The following is a 19,260-nucleotide window of genomic DNA, read 5'->3' on the forward strand; positions in this document are numbered from 1 at the left end:
AGCTCGTGACCACCACCATCCCGGGCCGGCCGTCCGGCGAGCAGCAGGCCCCGTCACCCGGCGCGGGCGGACCGCCCCCCGTCGTCCCGAGCTGGCGTCGACGGTTGCGGCCCTACGTGCTGGCCGTGCCGGCGCTGGCCATCACGATCGGCATCCTCTACCCGTTCGTCCTCGGCGCTTACTACGCGTTCATCGACTACTCGGCGGTCAACCCGAACCCGACCTTCGTCGGTCTCGAGAACTTCCAGGAGGTCCTCAGCAGCAGCGTCTTCTGGGACAGCGTCCAGACGACGCTCATCTACGCGGTGGCCGCCACCGTGCTCGAGACCGTGCTCGGCGTGGGGATCGCGCTGCTGCTGTACCGGGCGAGCTTCACGGGCCGGGTCTTCGAGCGGGTGCTGATCCTCCCGCTGATGATCGCGCCGGTCATCGCCGGCGTGATCTGGGGGCTGATGTACAACCCGCAGTTCGGCGTCCTCAACTACGTCTTCGGCCTCGGCGACTTCGACTGGCTCAGCCGGGACAACGCGTTGTGGTCCTGCATCCTCGTCGACATCTGGATCTTCACGCCGTTCGTGGCGATCCTCGTGCTGGCCGGGCTGCGGTCGCTGCCGCGGGAACCGTTCGAGGCCTCCTCGGTGGACGGCGCGAGCTGGTTCTACATGTTCCGCCGGCTGATGCTGCCGATGATGTGGCCCTACATCCTGGTCGCGGTGATCTTCCGGTTCATGGACTCGCTGAAGGTCTTCGACCAGGTGTTCGTCCTCACCGCGGGCGGGCCGGGCAACGAGACCCGGACGCTGCAGATCGGGGCCTACCAGGACTCGATCATCAACCTGAACTACTCGCGCGGGGCGACCTACATGTTCCTGCTCTGGGCGCTCGTCTTCATCACCGCGCGCTGGCTGGTCAGTGTGCTCGGCAAGGCGCAGCGCCGGGCGGCCGGAGCGGAGGAGTGACATGGCCACGGAGCTGATGCCCGGCCAGAAGCGGTTCACGCCCGGGGCCATCGCCGCGGACGTGGTGCTGGTGCTGTGGTTCGTCTTCTCGCTGTTCCCGATCCTGTGGATGCTGTTGCTGTCGCTGAAGACCCCGGCGGAGCAGACGAGCACGTACTTCGGGTTCTCCCCGACACTGGAGAACTACGGCATCGTGCTCAGCGACGAGGGGACGCAGCTGACCAGCGTCAACTACCCGAGCGCGATCCTGTCCAGCATCGTGAACTGCGGCGGCGCCGTCCTCGTGTCGCTGCTGATCGGGATCCCCGCCGCCTACGCCGCGGGCCGCTACCGCTTCCGCGGCTCGAACGACCTGATGTTCACGATCCTGTCGTTCCGGTTCGCCCCGGAGCTGATGGTGATCGTGCCGCTGTTCGTGATCTACAACCAGATCGGCCTGTTCGACACCCGCGTCGGCATGATCTGGGTGCTCCAGCTGGTCACGATGCCGCTGGTCGTGTGGATCCTGCGGTCCTACTTCGAGGACCTGCCCGAGGACCTGGAGCACGCCGCGCTGCTCGACGGGTACACCCGCCGGCGGGCGTTCGTGATGGTCGCCCTGCCGCTGGTGCGACCCGGCATCGCGGCGGCCGCGCTGCTGGCGTTCATCTTCGCCTGGAACAACTACATCTTCCCGTTGATCCTCGCCGGCTCCGACAACGCCACCGTCACGGTCGCGATCTCGCGGTTCCTCGGCGGCGGTGGGCAGGCCTTCTACAACCTCACCGCCGCGGCGGCGATCATCGGCGCCCTCCCGCCGCTCATCCTGGCCCTCACCATCCAGCGGTACCTGGTGCGCGGCCTGTCGTTCGGGGCGGTGAAGGCCTGATGGGTGCGGTGCAGCTGCAGGGCGTGACCAAGCACTACGGGTCCACGGTCGGCATCGAGGACCTCTCCCTCGACGTCGGCGACGGTGAGTTCTTCGTGATCCTGGGCCCGTCCGGCGCGGGCAAGACGACGACGCTGAAGTCGGTCGCCGGGCTGGTCGACATCGACCGCGGCGACGTGGTGATCGCCGGCAGGCCCATGACGGGCGTCGAGCCGTACCACCGCGGGGTGGCGATGGCCTTCGAGAGCTACGCGCTGTACCCGCAGAAGACGGTGTTCCAGAACCTCGCCTCCCCGCTGCGGTCGGGGCGCACGGGCCGGTACGCCGAGGAGGAGCAGCGGCGGCGGATCGACCTGGTCACCACCACGCTGGGGATCAACCACCTGCTCGAGCGCCTCCCGCGGGAGCTGTCCAACGGCCAGCGGCAGCGGGTGGCGCTGGGCCGGGTCCTGGTCCGACCCGCCGAGGCCTATCTGCTCGACGAGCCGCTGTCGCACCTCGACGCGAAGTTGCGCGCCGCGATGCGGGCGGAGCTCAAGCAGCTCGGGTCGATGTCGCACACGACCTCGCTCTACGTCACCCACGACTACCAGGAGGCGCTGTCCCTGGGGGACCGGATCGCGGTGCTGCGGCACGGCCACCTCGTCCAGGTCGGCACGCCGGCGGAGGTGTGGCGGCAGCCGGTCGACAGCTTCGTGGCCAAGGCCCTGGGCCAGCCGGAGATCAACGTGATCGACGCGGTGGTGGAGGACGGCCGGATCCGCGCGGCCGGCGGTGCTATCGACCTCGCCGTCCCGCCGCTGGACCTCGCGGCCGGCCAGCGGGTCCGGCTGGGCATCCGGCCGCGTGACGTCGAGGTCGTCCGCTCCGGTCGGGGCGGTCCGGGCTGGCTGCGGATGAGCGGCCGGATCCGGCTCGCCGAGCGCCTCGGCCGCCAACTGGAGCTCGACGTCCGGGTCGGCGACGTCGACCTGATCGCGGTCGACTCCGCCGTCCAGCACGTCGACGAGGGGCAGGACGTCACGCTGCAGGTCCCGCTGGAGCACGTCCACCTGTTCGCCGACGGGCCGGCGGGAGAGGAGACCCGCCGCCTCGGCGGCGCCATGGAGCCCACGAGCCGCGTGCGCCGCGGCGCGGAGCCGGTCGGACACCAGGAGCAGCGATGACCAGCCGCCGGCCCGGACGGGGCACCGGAACCGAGGAGGGCCCGCAGCCGCTGGTCCTCGAGCAGCTGCGCAAGACCTACGTCTCCCGGGGGCGGGAGTCCTTCGAAGCCGTCAAGGGGATGGACCTCTACATCGAGCCAGGCGAGCTGATCGCGCTGCTCGGCCCCTCCGGCTGCGGCAAGACCACGACGCTGCGGATGATCGCCGGGCTGGAGACGGTGACCTCGGGGAACATCCGCATCGGTGACCGGGCCGTGCAGGACCTGCCGCCGGGCCAGCGCAACGTCGGCGTCGGGTTCGAGAGCTATGCGCTCTACCCGCCGCTGAACGTGCGGGAGAACCTCGCCTACGGGTTGAAGGCCCGCGGGGTGAAGGACGCCGGCCGCCGCGTCGACGAGCTCGCCGAGCGGCTGGAGATGACCGAGCTGCTGCCGATGCGGCCGGCGAAGCTGTCCAGCGGCCAGAAGCAGCGGGTCGCCCTCGCCCGCGCCCTCATCCGCAACCCGCCTGTCCTGCTGCTCGACGAGCCCCTGTCCCACCTCGACGCGGCCCAGCGGCAGCGGGTCCGCCGCGAGCTGAAGGTGCTGCAGCGCGAGTTCGGCTACACCACGGTGGTCGTCACCCACGACCAGCTCGAGGCGCTCAGCCTGGCCGACCGCATGGCGGTGATGGACAAGGGCGTCATCCAGCAGTTCGGCACACCCGACGAGGTCTTCGACGACCCGGCGAACCAGTTCGTCGCCGACTTCGTCGGTGAGCCGAAGATCAACCTCGTCGAGGGCACGGTCGCCCGCCAGGACGGGGAGGTCCACGTGCGGATCGGCCGGACCGGCGCGCTGCCGACGGTCGCGCGGACACCGGAGCACGACCAGCCGGTCGTGGTGGGCCTGCGCCCGCAGGACTGCCGGGTCGACGTCCCGGAGGGCGAGCCGGCCATCGAGGGCGAGGTGCGGGTCTTCGAGCACCTGCTCGAGTACGGCCAGGCCACCATCGACGTGCCGGGCGTGGACGGCCCGGTCGTCGCCCTCACCCCCGCCGACGAGGACTGGCACCACGGCACGCCGGTGCGGGTGTCCGCCCCGCCCCGGCGCGTCTACCTGTTCGACGCGGACACGGGCGACCGGATCCGCTGACCGCGGCCGCGCTGCTCCACACCCCGACGGGAGGACACCCGTGACCCGCCTGTTCGACGACCCGGCGCAGTTCACCGAGGACATGCTGGCCGGCTTCCTCGACGCGTACGCCGGCCGGGTGGTCGGCGTCCCGGGTGGCGTCGTTCGCGCGACCCGGCCTCGTCCGGGCAAGGTGGGCGTGGTGGTCGGGGGCGGCTCCGGGCACTATCCGGCCTTCTGCGGCGTGGTGGGCCCCGGCTTCGCCGACGGGGCGGTGGTGGGGAACGTGTTCACCTCGCCGTCCGCGGCCGAGGCGACCTCCGTCGGGCGCGCGGCCGACGGAGGCGGCGGCGTCCTGCTGACCACCGGCAACTACGCCGGGGACGTCATGAACTTCGGCCTGGCCGTGGAGCGGCTGCGGGCCGAGGGACGGGACGCCCGCTACTTCGCGGTGACCGACGACGTGGCCAGCGCACCTGGCTCGGAGATCTCCAAGCGGCGCGGCATCGCCGGTGACTTCACCGTCTTCAAGGCCGCCTCGGCGGCCGCGGAGGAGGGGTACGACCTCGACGGCGTGGAGCGGGTGGCCCGGCACAGCAACGCGCGCACCCGGACCCTCGGGGTCGCCTTCGACGGCTGCACCATGCCCGGCGCGCGGGAGCCCCTGTTCACCGTGCCCGACGGGATGATGGGCCTGGGGCTGGGCATCCACGGCGAGCCGGGCGTGGCCGAGCAGCCCATGCCCACCGCCTCGGAGCTCGCCGGGATCCTGGTCGAGGGCCTCCTGGCCGAGACCCCGGAGGGCGCCGGGACCCAGGTGGCGGCCATCCTCAACGGCCTCGGGCGGACCAAGTACGAGGAGCTGTTCATCGTCTGGGCCTCGGTGGCCCGCCGGCTGCGGGAGGCCGGGCTGGAGGTCGTCGAGCCCGAGGTCGGCGAGCTCGTCACCAGCCTGGACATGGCCGGGTGCTCGCTGACCCTGATGTGGCTGGACGAGGAGCTCGAGCGCTTCTGGCGTGCACCGGCCGACACCCCGGCCTACCGCAAGGGCACCCTGGCCGCCGACTCCGGCGCGGAGCTGCGGTCGGCGTCCGAGGCGGCGGCCGCGGCCTCGGAGTCGGCCGTCGAGGCCGCCGAGGTCGACGAGGCGGCCCGCCGGTGCGCTGCTGTCGTGCTGGCCGCCATCGATGCGATGGCGCAGACCGTGGCCGACATGGAGGAGGAACTCGGCCGCATCGACGCCGTCGCCGGGGACGGCGACCACGGTCGGGGCATGGTCCGCGGCACCACCGCCGCACGCGACGCGGCCCGTACGGCGGTGGACGCCGGTGCAGGTCCGGGGACGACTCTGGTCGAGGCCGGGGACGCCTGGGCCGCCAAGGCCGGCGGCACCTCCGGCGTCCTCTGGGGGGCGGCGCTCGCGGCCGTGGGCCGGCGGCTCGGCGACACCGGCGCCCCGGCCGCGGGGACCGTCGCGGCCGGGGTCCGCGACGGTTTCGATGCGCTGGTGCGGCTCGGCGGGGCCCAGCCCGGGGACAAGACCATGCTCGACGCCCTCCTGCCGTTCAGCGAGTCGCTCTCGGCCACCGTGGACAGCGGGCAGGACCTGGGCCCGGCCTGGGCCGAGGCGGCGCGGCGGGCGCAGGACGCCGCCCGGGCGACCGCCGAGTTGCGGCCGAGGGTCGGGCGGGCGAGACCACTGGCGGAGCGGAGCATCGGTACGCCGGACGCCGGCGCGATCTCCCTGGCGGCCTGCCTGACCGCGATCGGCCACGTGCTGGAGGACGCCTGACCGTCGTGGGAGAGGAGTCGGTGTGCCCGATGGGTTGAGGGTCGTGGTGGGCTGCGACGACGCGGGGCTGCAGTACAAGGAACGGCTCAAGGCCGACCTGCAGGCCGACGACCGAGTGGCCGAGGTCACCGACGTCGGTGTCGGCGCCGACGACACCACCGCCTACCCGCACGTGGCGGTGGCCGCGGCGAAGCTCGTCGCGGAGGGCAAGGTCGACCGCGCGCTGCTGATCTGCGGCACCGGGCTGGGCGTGGCCATCAGCGCGAACAAGGTGCCTGGGGTTCGTGCCGTGACGGCCCACGACAGCTTCTCCGTGGAGCGAGCAGTGCTGAGCAACGATGCTCAGGTGCTGTGCATGGGTCAGCGCGTCATCGGCATCGAACTGGCCCGGCGGCTGGCCCGGGAGTGGCTCGGCTACCGCTTCGACCCCGCCTCCGCGTCTGCAGCGAAGGTCGACGCCATCCGCGGCTACGAGCCATCGACGGGACCGGCCGACTCGGCCTCGGAGCTGGCACTGGAGGAGGACATGGCCCGCTCGGTCTGTGAGTGACCCGCCGACCGTCGTCCCCTCCTCCGGTCCGCCTGAGCCGGCCGCACATCGGCGACCTCGGAGGCCACGGGCCCAGACCGCGGGTGGGTCCCGTCGCCGGAACGGCGGGGTGTCCCCACTGGCGGCCGCAAGGCCCGCCCCTGCCGGCGCTGCGGCACACCGGTCCTGCTCGGCGACCAGGGGCCGGACCTGCGGAACGGGTCACGTACTGGTGCCCGCGCTGTCAGGCGGCCCGCTCCCCCGCCGACCCGGCCGCCCGGACCGGCGAACCGGGGCGCCCCTCGCCCGTCACGACGCGGCACTGACGCCGCCGCGCGTCACGGGACGACGACGAGTGGGACGTCGTCGCCGGAGGCGCCCTCCGCAGGGCACGAGTCCTCGCCCGCCGAGGTGTCCGTGCCCGCGAAGGCGTACCAGCGCCATCCCGTCCCCAGGTCGTCCAGGACAGCCGCGGGGAACGCGGCGTGGACCTCGGCCCCCTCCACGTGCACAGTCCCGGTGAGCACTCGCGGATCGGCGCTCGGGGACGCGACGACGTAGGCGGCCACCGGCTGCGAGGCGAGCAGTTCCACCCCCAGCTGGTGCGCGGTCAGGCCGTCGGCGCTGCGCAGCTCGACGGTCAGGAACGAGCCGCCCTCCGGAGCCGGCGGTGCGCCCAGGGCGAACGCCGTCACGAGCACGTCGCCCTGCCGGGCGAGCACCACGCCGGCGAGGTCGAGGGCGGCGGCGTCGCCGAGGTCGTCCGAGCAGCGGGTCACCAGGTCCCCCGCCGTCGGGGCGGCGGTCGGCGCCGCACCAGGCACCGCGAAGGCGGACGGCAGTGCTGCGGCCGGGTCCGCACCGTCGGCCGGCACGGCGGCCCCCGTCCGGTCCGGGGAGCCGACCGGGAGGTCATCCGCGGAACCGCTGCAGGCACTCAGCAGCACGAGGGCGGGGAGGAGGGGGACGAGTCGGCGCATGTGGACCTCCGGGACGAGGGACCGGGCCACCGGTTCTCCGCGAGAGGACCGGCGGCCCGGCCGCCAGTGATCAGTCCGCCTCGACCGTCACAACCGTGCGCATCCAGGGGTGGATGAGGCACTGGAAGAAGTGCCGGCCGACGCTCGGCGTGACCGCCGCGCCGGTGCTTCCCTGCAGGACGAGCGTCGGGCCGAACTTGGAGAAGTCGCAGACGCTCGGCTGCCCGGGCACCGCCTGGTTCCACTCGGCGACACACCCGGCACCGAACTGCGGCACCTCGGTGAAGGTGTGCACGATGCCGCCGACGTTCGTGGCCCGGATGCTCGCACTGGTCCCGGAGTTCGATGACCTCCGTCTTCGACCCCTTCGCCTGGGCGGTACTGCTCAGGAACGGGACGACGACCAGCACGAGCGCCAGGGCCAGCACGATCCTCTTGAGTGTGTGCATCGCTCCTCCTCGAGAGCGGACTACAGGATGTGCTTGACGCTTCATGCATTCACTCGATCGAGGACAGTCCCCCATGCAGGGGAGCCGGGCGGAACGGCCGGGCGTCGTGACCACGGGTCACCACACAGCACGACGGGCCGGCCGCGACTGCGGCCGGCCCGTCGGAGCGGAGGTCAGGCGTTGCGCTCGGGCGCCTCGGCCGGCTCCTCCACGGGCTGCGCGGTCGGCGTCTGCACCGGCGGCGTGCCCTGCTCCAGCGCCGGGCCGGCGGGGCCGCCGGTGACCGCGGCGGGGCCGGTGGAGCCGCTGGTCACCGGGTTCATCGACGCGCGGATCTGGTCCAGCCGGGAGGCGCCCGCCACGTCCAGCGTGGCCTTCTGCACCTCGAGCATCCGGCCCTCGACCGACGTCTGGGCGAGCTCCGCCTGCCCCAGCGCGTTGGCGTAGCGCGCCTCGATCTTGTCGCGGACCTCGGACAGGCTCGGCGTGTTGCCCGGCGCCGAGAGCTCGTTGACCTGCTTGAGCGAGGCGGCCACGTGCTCCTGCATCTTGGCCTGCTCGAGCTGGCTCATCAGCTTGGTGCGCTCGGCGAGGGTCGTCTGCAGCCGCATCCGGCTCTGCTCGACCGCGCCGCGGGCCTGCTCGGCGGCCTGCAGCGCCTCGTCGTGGCTGCGCTTGAGGTCCTCCATGGCCTGCTCCGCGGCGACCAGCTGGGTCGCGAAGGCCTGCGCCGCGTTCTCGTACTCGCCGGCCTTGGGCGCGTCCCCGGCGGCACGGCTCTGGTCGGCCAGCACCAGCGCCTGGCGGGCGGAGGCCTGCAGCTTCTCGACCTCCCCGAGCTGGCGGTTGAGCCGCATCTCCAGCTGCCGCTGGTTGCCCAGCACGGCCGCGGCCTGGTTGGCCAGCGCCTGGTGGCGCTGCTGCTCGGCCTCGATGGCCTGCGCGATCTGGATCTTCGGGTCGGCCTTCTCGTCGATCTTCGCGTTGGCAGAGGCCGTGAGGTATCTCCACAGCTTCACGAACGGGTTGGGCATCGGTCCTCCTGCTCAGCGCGGATCCTCCGCCGGTCGTCCCCGGCCCGGCGGTGCCGCAGCGGTGGTCGTCACCGTCCATCGTCCCAGGTGTGGCCCTCCGTGAGCCACCAGGGACGCCCCTGAGGGCTTCCCCCGTTAGGGTCTCGGGGTGTCCACCGACACCCCGGTCCTCAGCGTCCTCGGCGAACTCGTGGTCGACATGCTCCCTGTCCCGGAGGCCGGCGCCGGTCCCCAGGGGACGGCGCCGCAGTACGTCGCCCGCCCCGGCGGCAACGCGCTGAACGTCGCCGTGGCCGCGGGCCGGCTGGGCACGCCGGTGCGGCTGCTGGCCCGCCTGGGTTCCGGCCCGCTGGCCGCCTCGCTGCGCCGGCACGTCGAGCTGGCCGGGGTCGACCCCGGCGGCCTGGTGGTGGCCGGCGAGCCGGTGAGCCTAGCCGTCGTCGGGCTGGGCCCGGACGGCGCCCCCGACTACGGCTTCCACGTGCTGGGCGCGGCCGACTGGCAGTGGACCGACGACGAGCTGGCCGCGGTCCTCCCCGAACGGACGGCGATCCTGCACGTGGGCTCCATCTCCAGCTGGACCCCGCCCGGCTGCGAGGCCATCGCCCGCCTGGTCGAGCGCGTCGCCGGCAGCGGCCAGGCCCTGGTCAGCGTCGACCCGAACATCCGGCCGATGCTGGCCGAGGGGCAGGTCGGTGCGGCCCTCGGCAACACCGCCGACGAGGTGCGCGCGCGGCTGGACCGGCTGCTCGCCCGGGCGGACATCGTGAAGGTCAGCGCCGAGGACCTCGCCTGGCTGGAGCCCGACGCCCTCGACGACCTCGACGCCGCGGCGCTGCGCTGGGCCGACCGCGGCGCCGCGCTGGTGCTCCTCACCGACGGCGGCGCGCCCCTGCGGGTGGCCAGGCCCGGCCGCGCGCTGGTGCACCGGGAGCCGCCGGCGGTCGCCGTCGTCGACACCGTGGGCGCCGGGGACTCGCTGGCTGCGGGCCTCTTCGCCGGCCTCCTCGAGGCCGGGGTCACCACGCGCGTCGCGCTGGAGGAGCTGCCCGACGAGCAGCTGCTGCCGATCGTCGACGACGCCGCCCTGGTCGCCGCCCTCAACTGCACCCGGGTGGGCGCCGACCCGCCCACCCGCGAGGAGCTCGCGGCGGCCCGCCCGTGAGCCCACCCGACGACGCCACCCTGGTCGGCCTGGCCGAGCTGTCCGCGACCGTCGTCCGTGCCCGGCTGCTGGCCGCGCACGACCGCTTCTGGGACGTCGACACCCGTGCCCTGCACGACCCGGTCTGGTTCGACCAGTTCGGCGGCTTCGGCGTGCTGGCCCGCAGCGCCGACGGCGAGGACGTCGGCTACCTGCTCGGCGTGGTCACCGCCGACCGGCTGGCCTACGTCCACCTGCTCGGCGTGCGCGCCGACCGGCGGCACACCGATCTCGCCCGCCGGCTGCTCGCCTGGTTCGACGACGTCGCCGCGCGCACCGGCGGCCGCGCCGTCCAGGTGGTGGCGCGGCCGGACGACGCCGCCACCGTCGCCCTGCACGCGGAGCTCGGCGCGAGCGGCCACCTGGCGGCCGACCGCGCCGGCCCGGGACACGACCGCCTGGTGCTGACCCGCTCCCTGTCCCGCTAGCCGGTCGTCAGCCAGGCCGCGGTGTCCGGCGGCAGGACGTCGGACACCGCCTCGCTGGTGAGCACGACGCGCCCCTCACCGGCGAGGGGCAGCGGTCGCGGCGAGAGGTTCACGACGCACCGGAAGGCCGTGCCGCGGTCGAAGGCGAGGACGTCCTCCCCGGCCTCCCGCCACGCCGGCGGCTCCTCGCCGGCGAGGCCGGGCAGCCTGCGGCGCAGCCGCAGGGCGGCGCGGTACAGCGAGAGGGTGGACGACGGGTCGTCCTGCTGGGCGGCCACGGTGAGGTCCCGCCAGGCGGCCGGCTGCGGGAGCCACGGCGCGACCCCGTCCGCCGTGAACCCGAACGGCGGCCGGTCCCCCGCCCAGGGCAGCGGCACCCGGCAGCCGTCGCGACCGCGCGCGGTGTGCCCGGACCGCTCCCAGGTGGGGTCCTGCAGCACCTCCTCCGGCAGGTCCTCGACCTCGGGGAGGCCCAGCTCCTCGCCCTGGTACAGGTAGGCGCCCCCGGGCAGGGCGAGGGTGAGCAGCGCCGCCGCCCGCGCCCGCCGGAGGCCGAGCGCGAGGTCGGCCGGCGCGGCGGCGTCGAACCCCATGGTCGCCGCGCCGGTGTCCGGGCGGCCGAACCGGGTGACGTGCCGGGTCTCGTCGTGGCTGGACAGCACCCACGTCGCGGGGGCGCCGACCGGCCGCAGCGCGGCCAGCGTCGCGTCGACGACCGCCCGGATGCGGCGCGCGTCCCACGGTGCCTTGAGGTAGTCGAAGTTGAAGGTGGTGTGCAGCTCGTCGGGCCGTACGTAGCGGCTCAGCCGCTCGGGGCCGTTGACCACCGCCTCGGAGACGAACAGCCGGTCGCCGGGGTAGGTGTCCCCGATCCGGCGCCAGCGGCGGAGGATCTCGTGCACCTCGTCGACGTCCCAGTGCGGGTTGCCCACCCAGGAGCTCGACTCGAACAGCGCCCCCGGTCCGTGCCCGGCGTCGGGCAGGTCGGGCACCTTCGCCATGGCCGGCGCGGCGTCGACCCGGATGCCGTCGACCCCGCGGTCGAGCCAGAACCGCAGGACGTCGTCGAACTCGGCCTGCACTCCCGGGTCGTCCCAGTCGAGGTCGGGCTGCTCGGGGGCGAACAGGTGCAGGTACCACTGCCCGGGCCGCCCGTCGGGCTCGGGGACCCGGGTCCACGCGGAGCCGCCGAAGGCGCTGATCCAGTCGTTGGGCGGCTCGTCTCCGCCGGCGCGGCCGTCGCGGAAGAAGTAGCGGGCCCGCTCCGGTGCGCCCGGCCCGCCGGCCACCGCCGCCGCGAACCACGGGTGCTCGACCGAGGTGTGGTTGGCGACCAGGTCGATGACCACCCGCAGGCCGAGGGCGTGCGCCTCGGCGAGCAGCGCGTCGGCGTCGGCCAGCGTGCCGAAGCGGGGGTCGATGTCGCGGTAGTCGGCGACGTCGTACCCGCCGTCGGCCATCGGGGACGGGTACCAGGGGGTGATCCAGACGGCGTCCACGCCGAGGTCGGCGAGGTAGGGCAGCCGACTGCGCAGCCCGCCGATGTCGCCGACCCCATCGTCGTCGGAGTCGGCGAAGCTGCGCAGGTAGACCTCGTAGACGACCGCCGTCCGCCACCACGGACGGCGGTCGTCCACCACGAGGGGACCTCGCTCAGGCAGCGCCCGCGGCGTGCGCGCCACCGCCACCCACGGTGGTCCCCTGCGTCTGGGCGTCCTGCACCTGCTCGACGCGGTCCTCCTCGGCCATCTGGGTGAGCCGGGCGCCGGCCTCGGCGTCGCGGGTGAGGTTCTCCCCGGACTGCGGGTCGAACACGTGCACCTTGCGGGTGTCGAGCCAGAACTCGGCCTCGCGGCCCTCGCGGATCCGGCTGGTCGAGTCGATGGAGACGATCGCCTGGGTGCGCAGCTCCTCGGAGTCCAGCTCCCGGGACAGCTCGCGCAGCTGGTTGGTGATCGTCTCCGGGGCCTCGTAGGGGATGTAGGCGTACTGCGAGTCGCCGAGCCACTCAGTGACGTCGACCCGGGCCCGGAAGGTCGAGCCCATCGGCCGCTTGGCCTCGTCGACCAGCGACGCGTCCTCGAAGTACTCCGGGCGGATGCCGACCAGCAGCAGGTCGCGGCCCTGTACCGCCGCGATGCGGCGCTCGTCGAGCGCGATCGGCCCGAACGGCGTCTGCAGCCGGTTGCCCTCGAGCGTGGCCGGCAGGAAGTTCATCGGCGGGGAGCCGATGAAGCCCGCGACGAAGAGGTTCACCGGCTGCTCGTAGAGCTCCCGGGGCGAGGCGACCTGCTGGATGCGCCCCTTGCGCAGCACGCAGACCCGGTCGCCGAGGGTCATGGCCTCGGTCTGGTCGTGGGTGACGTAGACCGTCGTGATGCCCAGCCGGCGCTGCAGGCGGGCGATCTCGGTCCGCATCTGCCCGCGCAGCTTGGCGTCGAGGTTCGACAGCGGTTCGTCGAAGAGGAACGCCTCGGCCTGCCGCACGATCGCCCGGCCCATGGCCACGCGCTGCCGCTGACCACCGGAGAGGTTCGCCGGCTTGCGCTCGAGGTGGTCGCGCAGCTCCAGCACCTCGGCGGCCTCGGTGACCCGACGGCGCACCTCGTCGTCGGCCATCTTGGCCAGCCGCAGCGGGAAGGCGATGTTCTCGTACACCGTCATGTGCGGGTAGAGCGCGTAGTTCTGGAACACCATCGACAGGTTGCGGTCGCGCGGGGCCATGTCGTTGACCCGCTTGCCGCCGATGATCATGTCGCCGCTGGTGATGTCCTCCAGCCCGACGATCATCCGCAGCAGCGTCGACTTCCCGCACCCGGACGGCCCGACCAGGATCATGAACTCGCCGTCGGCGATGTCCAGGCTGACGTCGTTCACGGCCGGGTACCCGTCGCCGTACTGCTTGACGATGTGACGCATCTCGATGGAAGCCATGGTGGTGTTGTCCCCTCGATGGGTCGGTCGGTGCGGCGGCCGTCAGCCCTTGACGGCGCCGTTGGTCAGGCCGGCGACGATGCGCCGCTGGAAGAGCAGCACCAGGACGACGACCGGGATGGTGACGATCACCGCGGCGGCGGCGATGGCCCCGGTGGGGTCCTCGAACTGCGAGGCGCCGGAGAACAGGCCCAGCGCTGCGGGGACCGGACGCGCCGCGCTCGTCGACGTCAGCGAGATGCCGTAGGCGAAGTCGTTCCACGCGATGAAGAAGGCGATGATCGCGGTGGTGAAGACGCCGGGCGCGGCCAGCGGGACGATGACCTTGCGGAAGGCCTGCCAGGTCGTCGCGCCGTCGACCTGCGCGGCCTGCTCCATCTCCCACGGGATCTCGCGGAAGAACGCCGACATCGTCCAGATGGAGATCGGCAGCGTCAGGGACAGGTAGGGGATGATCAGCCCGGGCCAGGTGTCGTAGAGCCCGATCTGCCGCCACAGGTTGAACAGCGGCGTGACGATCGAGATCACCGGGAAGATCGCCACACCCAGGGCCGTGGAGAGGATCAGCCGCTTCCCCGGGAAGTCCAAGCGGGCGATCGCGTAGGCGGCGAACATCGACAGCACGCACGAGATCGCCGTCGCGATCAGGCAGATGCCGAAGGAGTTGCGCAGCGCCGGCAGGAACAGGTCACTCGCCGACCCCGTGAGGATCGTCGTGTAGTTCGCCCAGGTCGCGTCGGTCGGGAAGAAGGAGGCGTTGGCGATGTCCGACGGCGCCTTGAACGACAGCGACACGATCCACGCGATCGGGAACAGGCAGTACAGGACGATGAGGATGCCCCCGACGATCCACCACGTCTTCTCCCGCGTGGACATCAGCCTTCCCCTCTCGCCTGGGCCAGGTCGACCCGGAATCCCTTGATGAAGACGAAGGCGATCAGCACCACGCAGAGGAACAGCAGCACCGACACCGCGGAGCCGAGGCCGATCTCCACGCGCGCGATCGTCTGCCGGTAGGCGAGGAACGACACCGACTCGGTGCTGTTCGCGCCCGCCGTCATGATGTAGATCGAGTCGAAGATCCGGAACGCGTCGAGCGCGCGGAAGAGCAGCGCCACCATGATCGCGGCCTTCATGTTCGGGATCGTCACCCGCCACATCCGCTGCCACCACGTCGCACCGTCGACCTTGGCCGCCTCCTGGAGCACCTCCGGCACCTGGGCCAGGCCGGCGAGGAGCAGCAGCGAGATGAACGGCGTGGTCTTCCAGATCTCGGCCAGGCAGATGACCGCCAGCGAGGACCACTGACCGCCGAACCAGTCGGTGCTGTCCGAGACGCCCGGCAGCCAGGAGAACCAGCTGTTCACGAAGCCGGTGTCGATCCGGAAGGCGAATGCCCAGGCGAAGGCCGAGACGACGGTGATGACGGCGTACGGGATGAGGATCGCCGCCCGCACCCAGGGCCGGATGGAGCTCAGTGCCTTGGCCATCACCAGGGCGAGTGCGAAGCCGAGGACCAGCTCCACGGCGACGGTCACCACGGTGATGAACAGCGTCACGCCCAGCGCCGTCCACCAGACGGGGTCGGTGAGGATCACCGCGTAGTTGGACAGGCCGTTGAACGACCGGTTGGCCGGGTCGGTCAGCCGGTAGTTGAACAGCGAGTACCAGACCGCCTGCAGGATCGGGTAGGCGGTGACCAGGAGCATCACCAGGAACGCCGGGCCGGCCAGCAGCCAGCCGAGCTTGCGCTCGGCACGGGACCGGTCGCTGATCCCCCCAGGTGGTGCGGAGACCGGCTGTGTCTTCTCCCGCGGCGGGAGCGTCGTCTGACTCATAGCAGCTGCTCCCCTGAGAGGATGGCGCTGATCAGTTCCTGGGCTTGCTCACCGGTCTCGGGGGTCACCGACGACGGCGGGTGGTACTCGCGCTGCAGGCCCCCGGTCACCTCGTTGTAGTAGGGCGTCTGCGGGCGGTTCGCCGCGGCCTCCAGGGACTCCAGGATGGTGGGGGCCATCGGGAAGACCTCCAGCACCTCCGGGTCGTCGTACACCGCGGCCGAGGACGCCGGGTTGCCGTTGGTGGTCATGTAGTACGCCTGGTTCTCGTCGCTCGTGATGCACTCGGTCGCGTCGTAGACCAGGTCGGGGTGCGCGCTGAAGTTGGAGACGGCGAGGTCGATGCCGCCGAACGGCGGTGCGCTGGGCTGGTCGGCGTCGACGCGCGGGTAGAGCGCCCACCCGTAGTCGTCGGGTACCGACTGGTCGAGGGTGCCGCCCTCGACGGCGGCGAGCGCGCGGGAGTAGACGAACGGCCAGTTCACCATGAAGCCGCCGTCGGCACTCTCGAACTCGGTCGCGCTGGTGTCCTCGCTGGAGGTCGAGAACGCAGGGCCGACGACGCCGGAGTTGGCCACGGTGTTCATCACCTCGGCCGCGCGGTCGGCGGCCGGAGTGGTCAGGCCGAGCTGGATGTCCTGCGGGTCGGTCGAGTTCTCCTCGATGATGGAGCCCCCCGCGGACTCGATGAGCGCGTTGAGCCACACCGTCAGCGACTCGGCGCGCCGGCCCTGGGCGCTGAGGATCTTGCCCTGGTCCTGCGCCGCCGTGACCAGTTGCTCCCAGGTGACCGGCTGGGTCATGTCCAGCCCGGCCGCCTCCGCCACCGACTTGCGGTACCAGAGCAGCTGGGTGTTGGCCCAGAACGGGACGGCCACCAGCTCGTCGTTCCACGTCGCCGAGTCCAGCGAGCTCTGCACGACGCCCTCGCTGACCCGCTGGGCGACGTCCTGGGGCATCGGGGCGAGGAAGCCCGCCTGCGCGAACTCGGGGACGTAGGGCGGGTCGAGGCTCATCAGGTCGATGGAGCTGTCGTTGGCGGCGAGGCGTCGGACGAGCTGCTCCCGCTGGGCGGACGACTCACGGGGCAGCTGGGAGACCTCGATGGTGTAGGCCCCGTTCGAGGCGTCGCTGCAGCGCTGCGCGATCTCCGCCTGCCCACCGGAGTCGGGGTTGATGTACCAGTTGAGCACCGGGGGGCCACCGGCGTCCCCACCGCCGCAGGCCGCGAGCGTGGACGCCAGGACCAGCGCGGCCGCCGAGCCCCCGAGTGCCCGGCGGGTGCGCGCCCGCCGACGTCGGGAGCCGCCCGTCGGCGGCCCTTCCCTTTCGTCGTTCGACACCGTCTGTCGCCTCCGAATCGGCGAGGCAGCGACCGTCGGTCACCGCAGTCTTCGTAACGTGGCCCAGGTCACCATGGGTGTCAACTCGAACGAAACCGCCTCGTAACCTGCAGCGACGCACCCCCCGGGATCAGCGCGGAGGGCTCACGAAGGCCGACGGCGTGGTCAGCTCCTTGGGGGTGCGCGGCAGGACGGTCTCGAAGTACGACCGCGCCGCCTTCGTCGTCCCGACGTCCGCGCCGGCCCGCTCGGACAGGAACCAGCGGTGCTCGAGGATCTCGTGGAAGACCTCCGCCGGGGCCAGCCGGCCCCGCAGGTCCCGCGGGATGGCGTCCACGACCGGCTGGTAGGACTCGGCGAGCCACCGGTACCCCGCGACGGTCTCCGACACCGGGGCGCCGGTCTTCTGCTCGAGGTTGGCCCGGAAGGCCCGCAGGTCGTTGAGCAGCCGCCGGGCCTGCCGCTCCTGGACCTCCAGCCCGGTCAACCGGAACAGCTCCCGCCGGTTCTCCCCCGGCTCGGCGACCCGGGTCTCCACCCGCAGTTTCGCCCCGCCGTCGGGGGTCGTCACCAGCTCGACCTCGCCGACGTCGAAGCCCAGGACGTTGAGCCGCTGGAGGCGCGCGGCCACCCGGTAGCGCTGCTCGTCGAGGGCGAACACCTCCTCGCGGGTGACCTCCTCCCAGAGCGCCTCGTACCGCAGGGGCAGGCTGTCGGCCACCTCGATCGGGTCGATGTCGGCCGGGAGCAGCTCGCCGAACTGCAGGTCGAGCAGCTCGGCGCCGACCCGCTCCCGGGCCAGGTCGACGTCGTACTGGCGCCGGCCGGGGCTGAGGGTGGGGTGGCGCTCGCTGGTCTCGGCGTCGACCAGGTACGCGGCGAGGGTCCCGGCGTCGAGCCGGAAGAGGGTGTTCGACAGCGAGCAGTCGCCCCAGAACACCCCGGCCAGGTGCAGGCGGACGAGCAACACGACCAGCGTGTCCAGCAGCTGGTCGGCGGAGTGCTCGGAGGTCGGGCGGGAGAACAGGTACCGGTAGGACATCGAGTACTCGAGGTACCGGGTGACCAGGATGGCGTCCTGCCCGTCCGGGCGGTCGACGCAGATGCCCAGCACGGACACCGACGGCAGGCCCTCCTCCTCGAACTGGCCGAGCAGGGCGTACTCGTGCCGGGCCAGCGGCTCGGCGATCTCCTTGAGGGCGTAGACGCAGCCGTGCTGGGCGGTGAACCGGACGACGTGCCGGGAGATGCCGCGCTGCGGCACGTCGATCAACAGCTCGGGGTCCCACTGCTCCAGCGGCTGGTGCCAGGGCAGCGCGAGCAGGGCGGCCCCGTCGGTGGCCGGTGGCCGGAAGAGGTACCGCACGGCGGCCTCCGAAGGTCTACGGGCAGCAGCCGACCGCCTCGGCTGGGCGTGCCGGACGGTCACCATCCCACCACGCCGGTCGGCGCGCGACCGCCCCGGTCAGGCCGCCGCGGCGGCCACCAGGACGGCGAGCCGCTCGGCGGCCGCCCGTCGCGCAGGCGCCTCTCCCGGCTGCAGGACCAGCCCGACCAGCCAGTGCGCGACGACGCCGGCGGCGTCCCGGTCGGTCCGCAGCGCCGCGGCGAGCCGGTCGAGGACCTCTGCCCAGCGGTCGGCCGGGGCGGCCAGCAGCCCCGTGAGCGCCTCGGGCTCGTCGCGGGCGAGTCGCTGCAGCACGGGGTGCGCGGCCACCTCGTCGGCTACCGCGGCCAGCGCGGCGGCCGGCGGCCCGCCCGCGGCGACCGCGGCCAGCCGGTCCAGCTCGCCGGCCAGCAGCGCGCGGGCGACCTCGTCCTTGGTGCGGAAGTGGTTGTAGAGGGTCGCCTTGGCGACGCCGGCCGCCGCGGCGATCGACTGCATGGTGCTGCGGCGCAGCCCCCGCTCGGCGAAGGCACGGGCCGCGCCGTCGAGCAGCCCGGCCCGGGTGCGGCCCATGGCGTTGCCGCCGCGGGTGTGGCTGCCGGGGGCGTGGGCCGGTGCAGGGGGCACCCAGCCGGACACCGGAGCGGTGGACGGGATCGGGCCGGCCGTCGCCATGTCCCCCTGTCTGGCACCCCGCAGGGGGAGAGTCAAGGACGCCGGGCCGTCCCCGGCCGTGTCGCGGGGGTCAGGCCGCCAGCGAGACCGCGGTGCGCGCAGCCGGGCGGGCCGGCGCGCCGACCAGCGCCAGGGCCGGCTCGGCGACCGGCTGCTCGGCCGCCGGCTCCTGGGCCGACTGCTCCGCCGCGGGGGCGGCCGCACCGGGCGCGGGGGTGAGCGGGCGGACCCCACCGGCGTGCCGCAGCTCCAGGCTGACCTCGGCGAGCACGTCGGCGAGCTCGAGGTCGAGGGCGTCGCAGATCGACGCGAGGAGCTCGGAGGAGGCCTCCTTCTGCCCCCGCTCGACCTCGGAGAGGTAGCCCAGGCTCACCCGGGCGGCACCGGAGACGTCCCGCAGCGTCCGGCGCTGACGCAACCGGTGGCCGCGCAGCGTGTTCCCGAGCTGGGTGCGCAGCAGCGTCATGGCCGTCTCCTGTCCTGCCTGTGCGGAAGCGGCGGCGCCCCGGAAGGGCGCCGTGCGCTCACGGTACGCGGAGCCACTGACCGGCACCGCGCCATC

The 19,260-nt window shown here is 73.0% G+C and carries 19 protein-coding genes; 8 read left to right on the forward strand and 11 right to left on the reverse strand.

Annotated elements, in window-relative coordinates; genetic code table 11:
* Positions 1-5: 5 nt before the first annotated feature.
* The 6 genes from ACI79D_RS07850 to ACI79D_RS07875 are packed head-to-tail and all read left to right on the forward strand — an operon-like array spanning position 6 to position 6,447.
* Positions 6-959 (forward strand): carbohydrate ABC transporter permease, encoded by a 954-nt coding sequence (locus tag ACI79D_RS07850; RefSeq protein WP_456917770.1) that lies wholly within the window; start codon positions 6-8, stop codon positions 957-959.
* Position 960: 1 nt separating this feature from the next.
* On the forward strand, positions 961-1,827 hold the full coding sequence (locus ACI79D_RS07855; RefSeq protein WP_456917772.1) for a carbohydrate ABC transporter permease: 867 nt from the start codon (positions 961-963) through the stop codon (positions 1,825-1,827).
* Complete coding sequence (locus tag ACI79D_RS07860) at positions 1,827-2,993, forward strand: ABC transporter ATP-binding protein (RefSeq protein ID WP_456917774.1); 1,167 nt, start codon at positions 1,827-1,829, stop codon at positions 2,991-2,993. The genes ACI79D_RS07855 and ACI79D_RS07860 overlap by 1 nt, the downstream gene beginning before the upstream one ends.
* On the forward strand, positions 2,990-4,126 hold the full coding sequence (locus ACI79D_RS07865; protein WP_456917776.1) for an ABC transporter ATP-binding protein: 1,137 nt from the start codon (positions 2,990-2,992) through the stop codon (positions 4,124-4,126). The genes ACI79D_RS07860 and ACI79D_RS07865 overlap by 4 nt, the downstream gene beginning before the upstream one ends.
* A gap of 40 nt (positions 4,127-4,166) precedes the next feature.
* The gene (locus ACI79D_RS07870; protein WP_456917778.1) at positions 4,167-5,897 is read left to right on the forward strand and encodes a dihydroxyacetone kinase family protein; all 1,731 of its coding nucleotides are present in this window, start codon (positions 4,167-4,169) and stop codon (positions 5,895-5,897) included.
* Between the two features lie 22 nt (positions 5,898-5,919).
* A complete protein-coding gene (locus tag ACI79D_RS07875) occupies positions 5,920-6,447 on the forward strand; it encodes a ribose-5-phosphate isomerase (protein ID WP_456917780.1) in 528 nt (175 codons plus the stop codon).
* Positions 6,448-6,764: 317 nt separating this feature from the next.
* Here the strand turns inward: ACI79D_RS07875 and ACI79D_RS07880 are convergent, their stop codons facing one another.
* From ACI79D_RS07880 to ACI79D_RS07890, 3 genes are all read right to left on the reverse strand, one after another.
* Entirely contained in the window at positions 6,765-7,301 is a 537-nt protein-coding gene (locus ACI79D_RS07880; RefSeq protein ID WP_456917781.1) for a hypothetical protein, read from the reverse strand.
* A 175-nt stretch (positions 7,302-7,476) separates the two neighbouring features.
* Complete coding sequence (locus tag ACI79D_RS07885) at positions 7,477-7,701, reverse strand: hypothetical protein (protein ID WP_456917783.1); 225 nt, start codon at positions 7,699-7,701, stop codon at positions 7,477-7,479.
* A 327-nt stretch (positions 7,702-8,028) separates the two neighbouring features.
* Positions 8,029-8,889 carry a PspA/IM30 family protein gene (locus tag ACI79D_RS07890; protein WP_456917785.1) on the reverse strand — a complete coding sequence of 287 codons (861 nt, stop codon included), beginning with the start codon at positions 8,887-8,889 and terminating at the stop codon, positions 8,029-8,031.
* A 148-nt stretch (positions 8,890-9,037) separates the two neighbouring features.
* On the opposite strand from ACI79D_RS07890, the gene ACI79D_RS07895 reads away from it, so the two are divergent.
* Together ACI79D_RS07895 and ACI79D_RS07900 are read left to right on the forward strand one after the other, a co-directional pair.
* Positions 9,038-10,054, forward strand: coding sequence for a carbohydrate kinase family protein (locus ACI79D_RS07895; protein ID WP_456917787.1), 1,017 nt, complete (start codon positions 9,038-9,040; stop codon positions 10,052-10,054).
* Positions 10,051-10,521, forward strand: a complete 471-nt coding sequence (locus ACI79D_RS07900) for a GNAT family N-acetyltransferase (RefSeq protein ID WP_456917789.1) — start codon at positions 10,051-10,053, stop codon at positions 10,519-10,521. Before ACI79D_RS07895 ends, ACI79D_RS07900 begins: the two co-directional genes overlap by 4 nt.
* Here ACI79D_RS07900 and ACI79D_RS07905 read toward each other — a convergent pair.
* The 8 genes from ACI79D_RS07905 to ACI79D_RS07940 form a co-directional block, all read right to left on the reverse strand.
* On the reverse strand, positions 10,518-12,203 hold the full coding sequence (locus ACI79D_RS07905) for a glycoside hydrolase family 13 protein (RefSeq protein ID WP_456917791.1): 1,686 nt from the start codon (positions 12,201-12,203) through the stop codon (positions 10,518-10,520). The two genes, ACI79D_RS07900 and ACI79D_RS07905, sit on opposite strands and share 4 nt — an antisense overlap.
* Positions 12,175-13,455 (reverse strand): ABC transporter ATP-binding protein, encoded by a 1,281-nt coding sequence (locus ACI79D_RS07910; protein ID WP_456917792.1) that lies wholly within the window; start codon positions 13,453-13,455, stop codon positions 12,175-12,177. The genes ACI79D_RS07905 and ACI79D_RS07910 overlap by 29 nt, the downstream gene beginning before the upstream one ends.
* Positions 13,456-13,497: 42 nt before the next feature.
* Positions 13,498-14,331 carry a carbohydrate ABC transporter permease gene (locus ACI79D_RS07915; protein WP_456917794.1) on the reverse strand — a complete coding sequence of 278 codons (834 nt, stop codon included), beginning with the start codon at positions 14,329-14,331 and terminating at the stop codon, positions 13,498-13,500.
* Positions 14,331-15,293 (reverse strand): carbohydrate ABC transporter permease, encoded by a 963-nt coding sequence (locus ACI79D_RS07920; protein ID WP_456917796.1) that lies wholly within the window; start codon positions 15,291-15,293, stop codon positions 14,331-14,333. Before ACI79D_RS07920 ends, ACI79D_RS07915 begins: the two co-directional genes overlap by 1 nt.
* On the reverse strand, positions 15,290-16,636 hold the full coding sequence (locus ACI79D_RS07925; protein WP_456917797.1) for an extracellular solute-binding protein: 1,347 nt from the start codon (positions 16,634-16,636) through the stop codon (positions 15,290-15,292). The genes ACI79D_RS07920 and ACI79D_RS07925 overlap by 4 nt, the downstream gene beginning before the upstream one ends.
* 130 nt (positions 16,637-16,766) lie before the next feature.
* A complete protein-coding gene (locus ACI79D_RS07930) occupies positions 16,767-18,002 on the reverse strand; it encodes a DUF4032 domain-containing protein (RefSeq protein ID WP_456917799.1) in 1,236 nt (411 codons plus the stop codon).
* A gap of 99 nt (positions 18,003-18,101) precedes the next feature.
* The gene (locus ACI79D_RS07935) at positions 18,102-18,698 is read right to left on the reverse strand and encodes a TetR/AcrR family transcriptional regulator (protein WP_456917801.1); all 597 of its coding nucleotides are present in this window, start codon (positions 18,696-18,698) and stop codon (positions 18,102-18,104) included.
* 70 nt (positions 18,699-18,768) lie between these two features.
* Positions 18,769-19,164: a helix-turn-helix domain-containing protein gene (locus ACI79D_RS07940; protein ID WP_456917802.1), complete on the reverse strand. Its 396-nt coding sequence runs from the start codon at positions 19,162-19,164 to the stop codon at positions 18,769-18,771.
* Between the last annotated feature and the right edge of the window lie 96 nt (positions 19,165-19,260).

The organism is Geodermatophilus sp. SYSU D00708, from assembly GCF_054050115.1.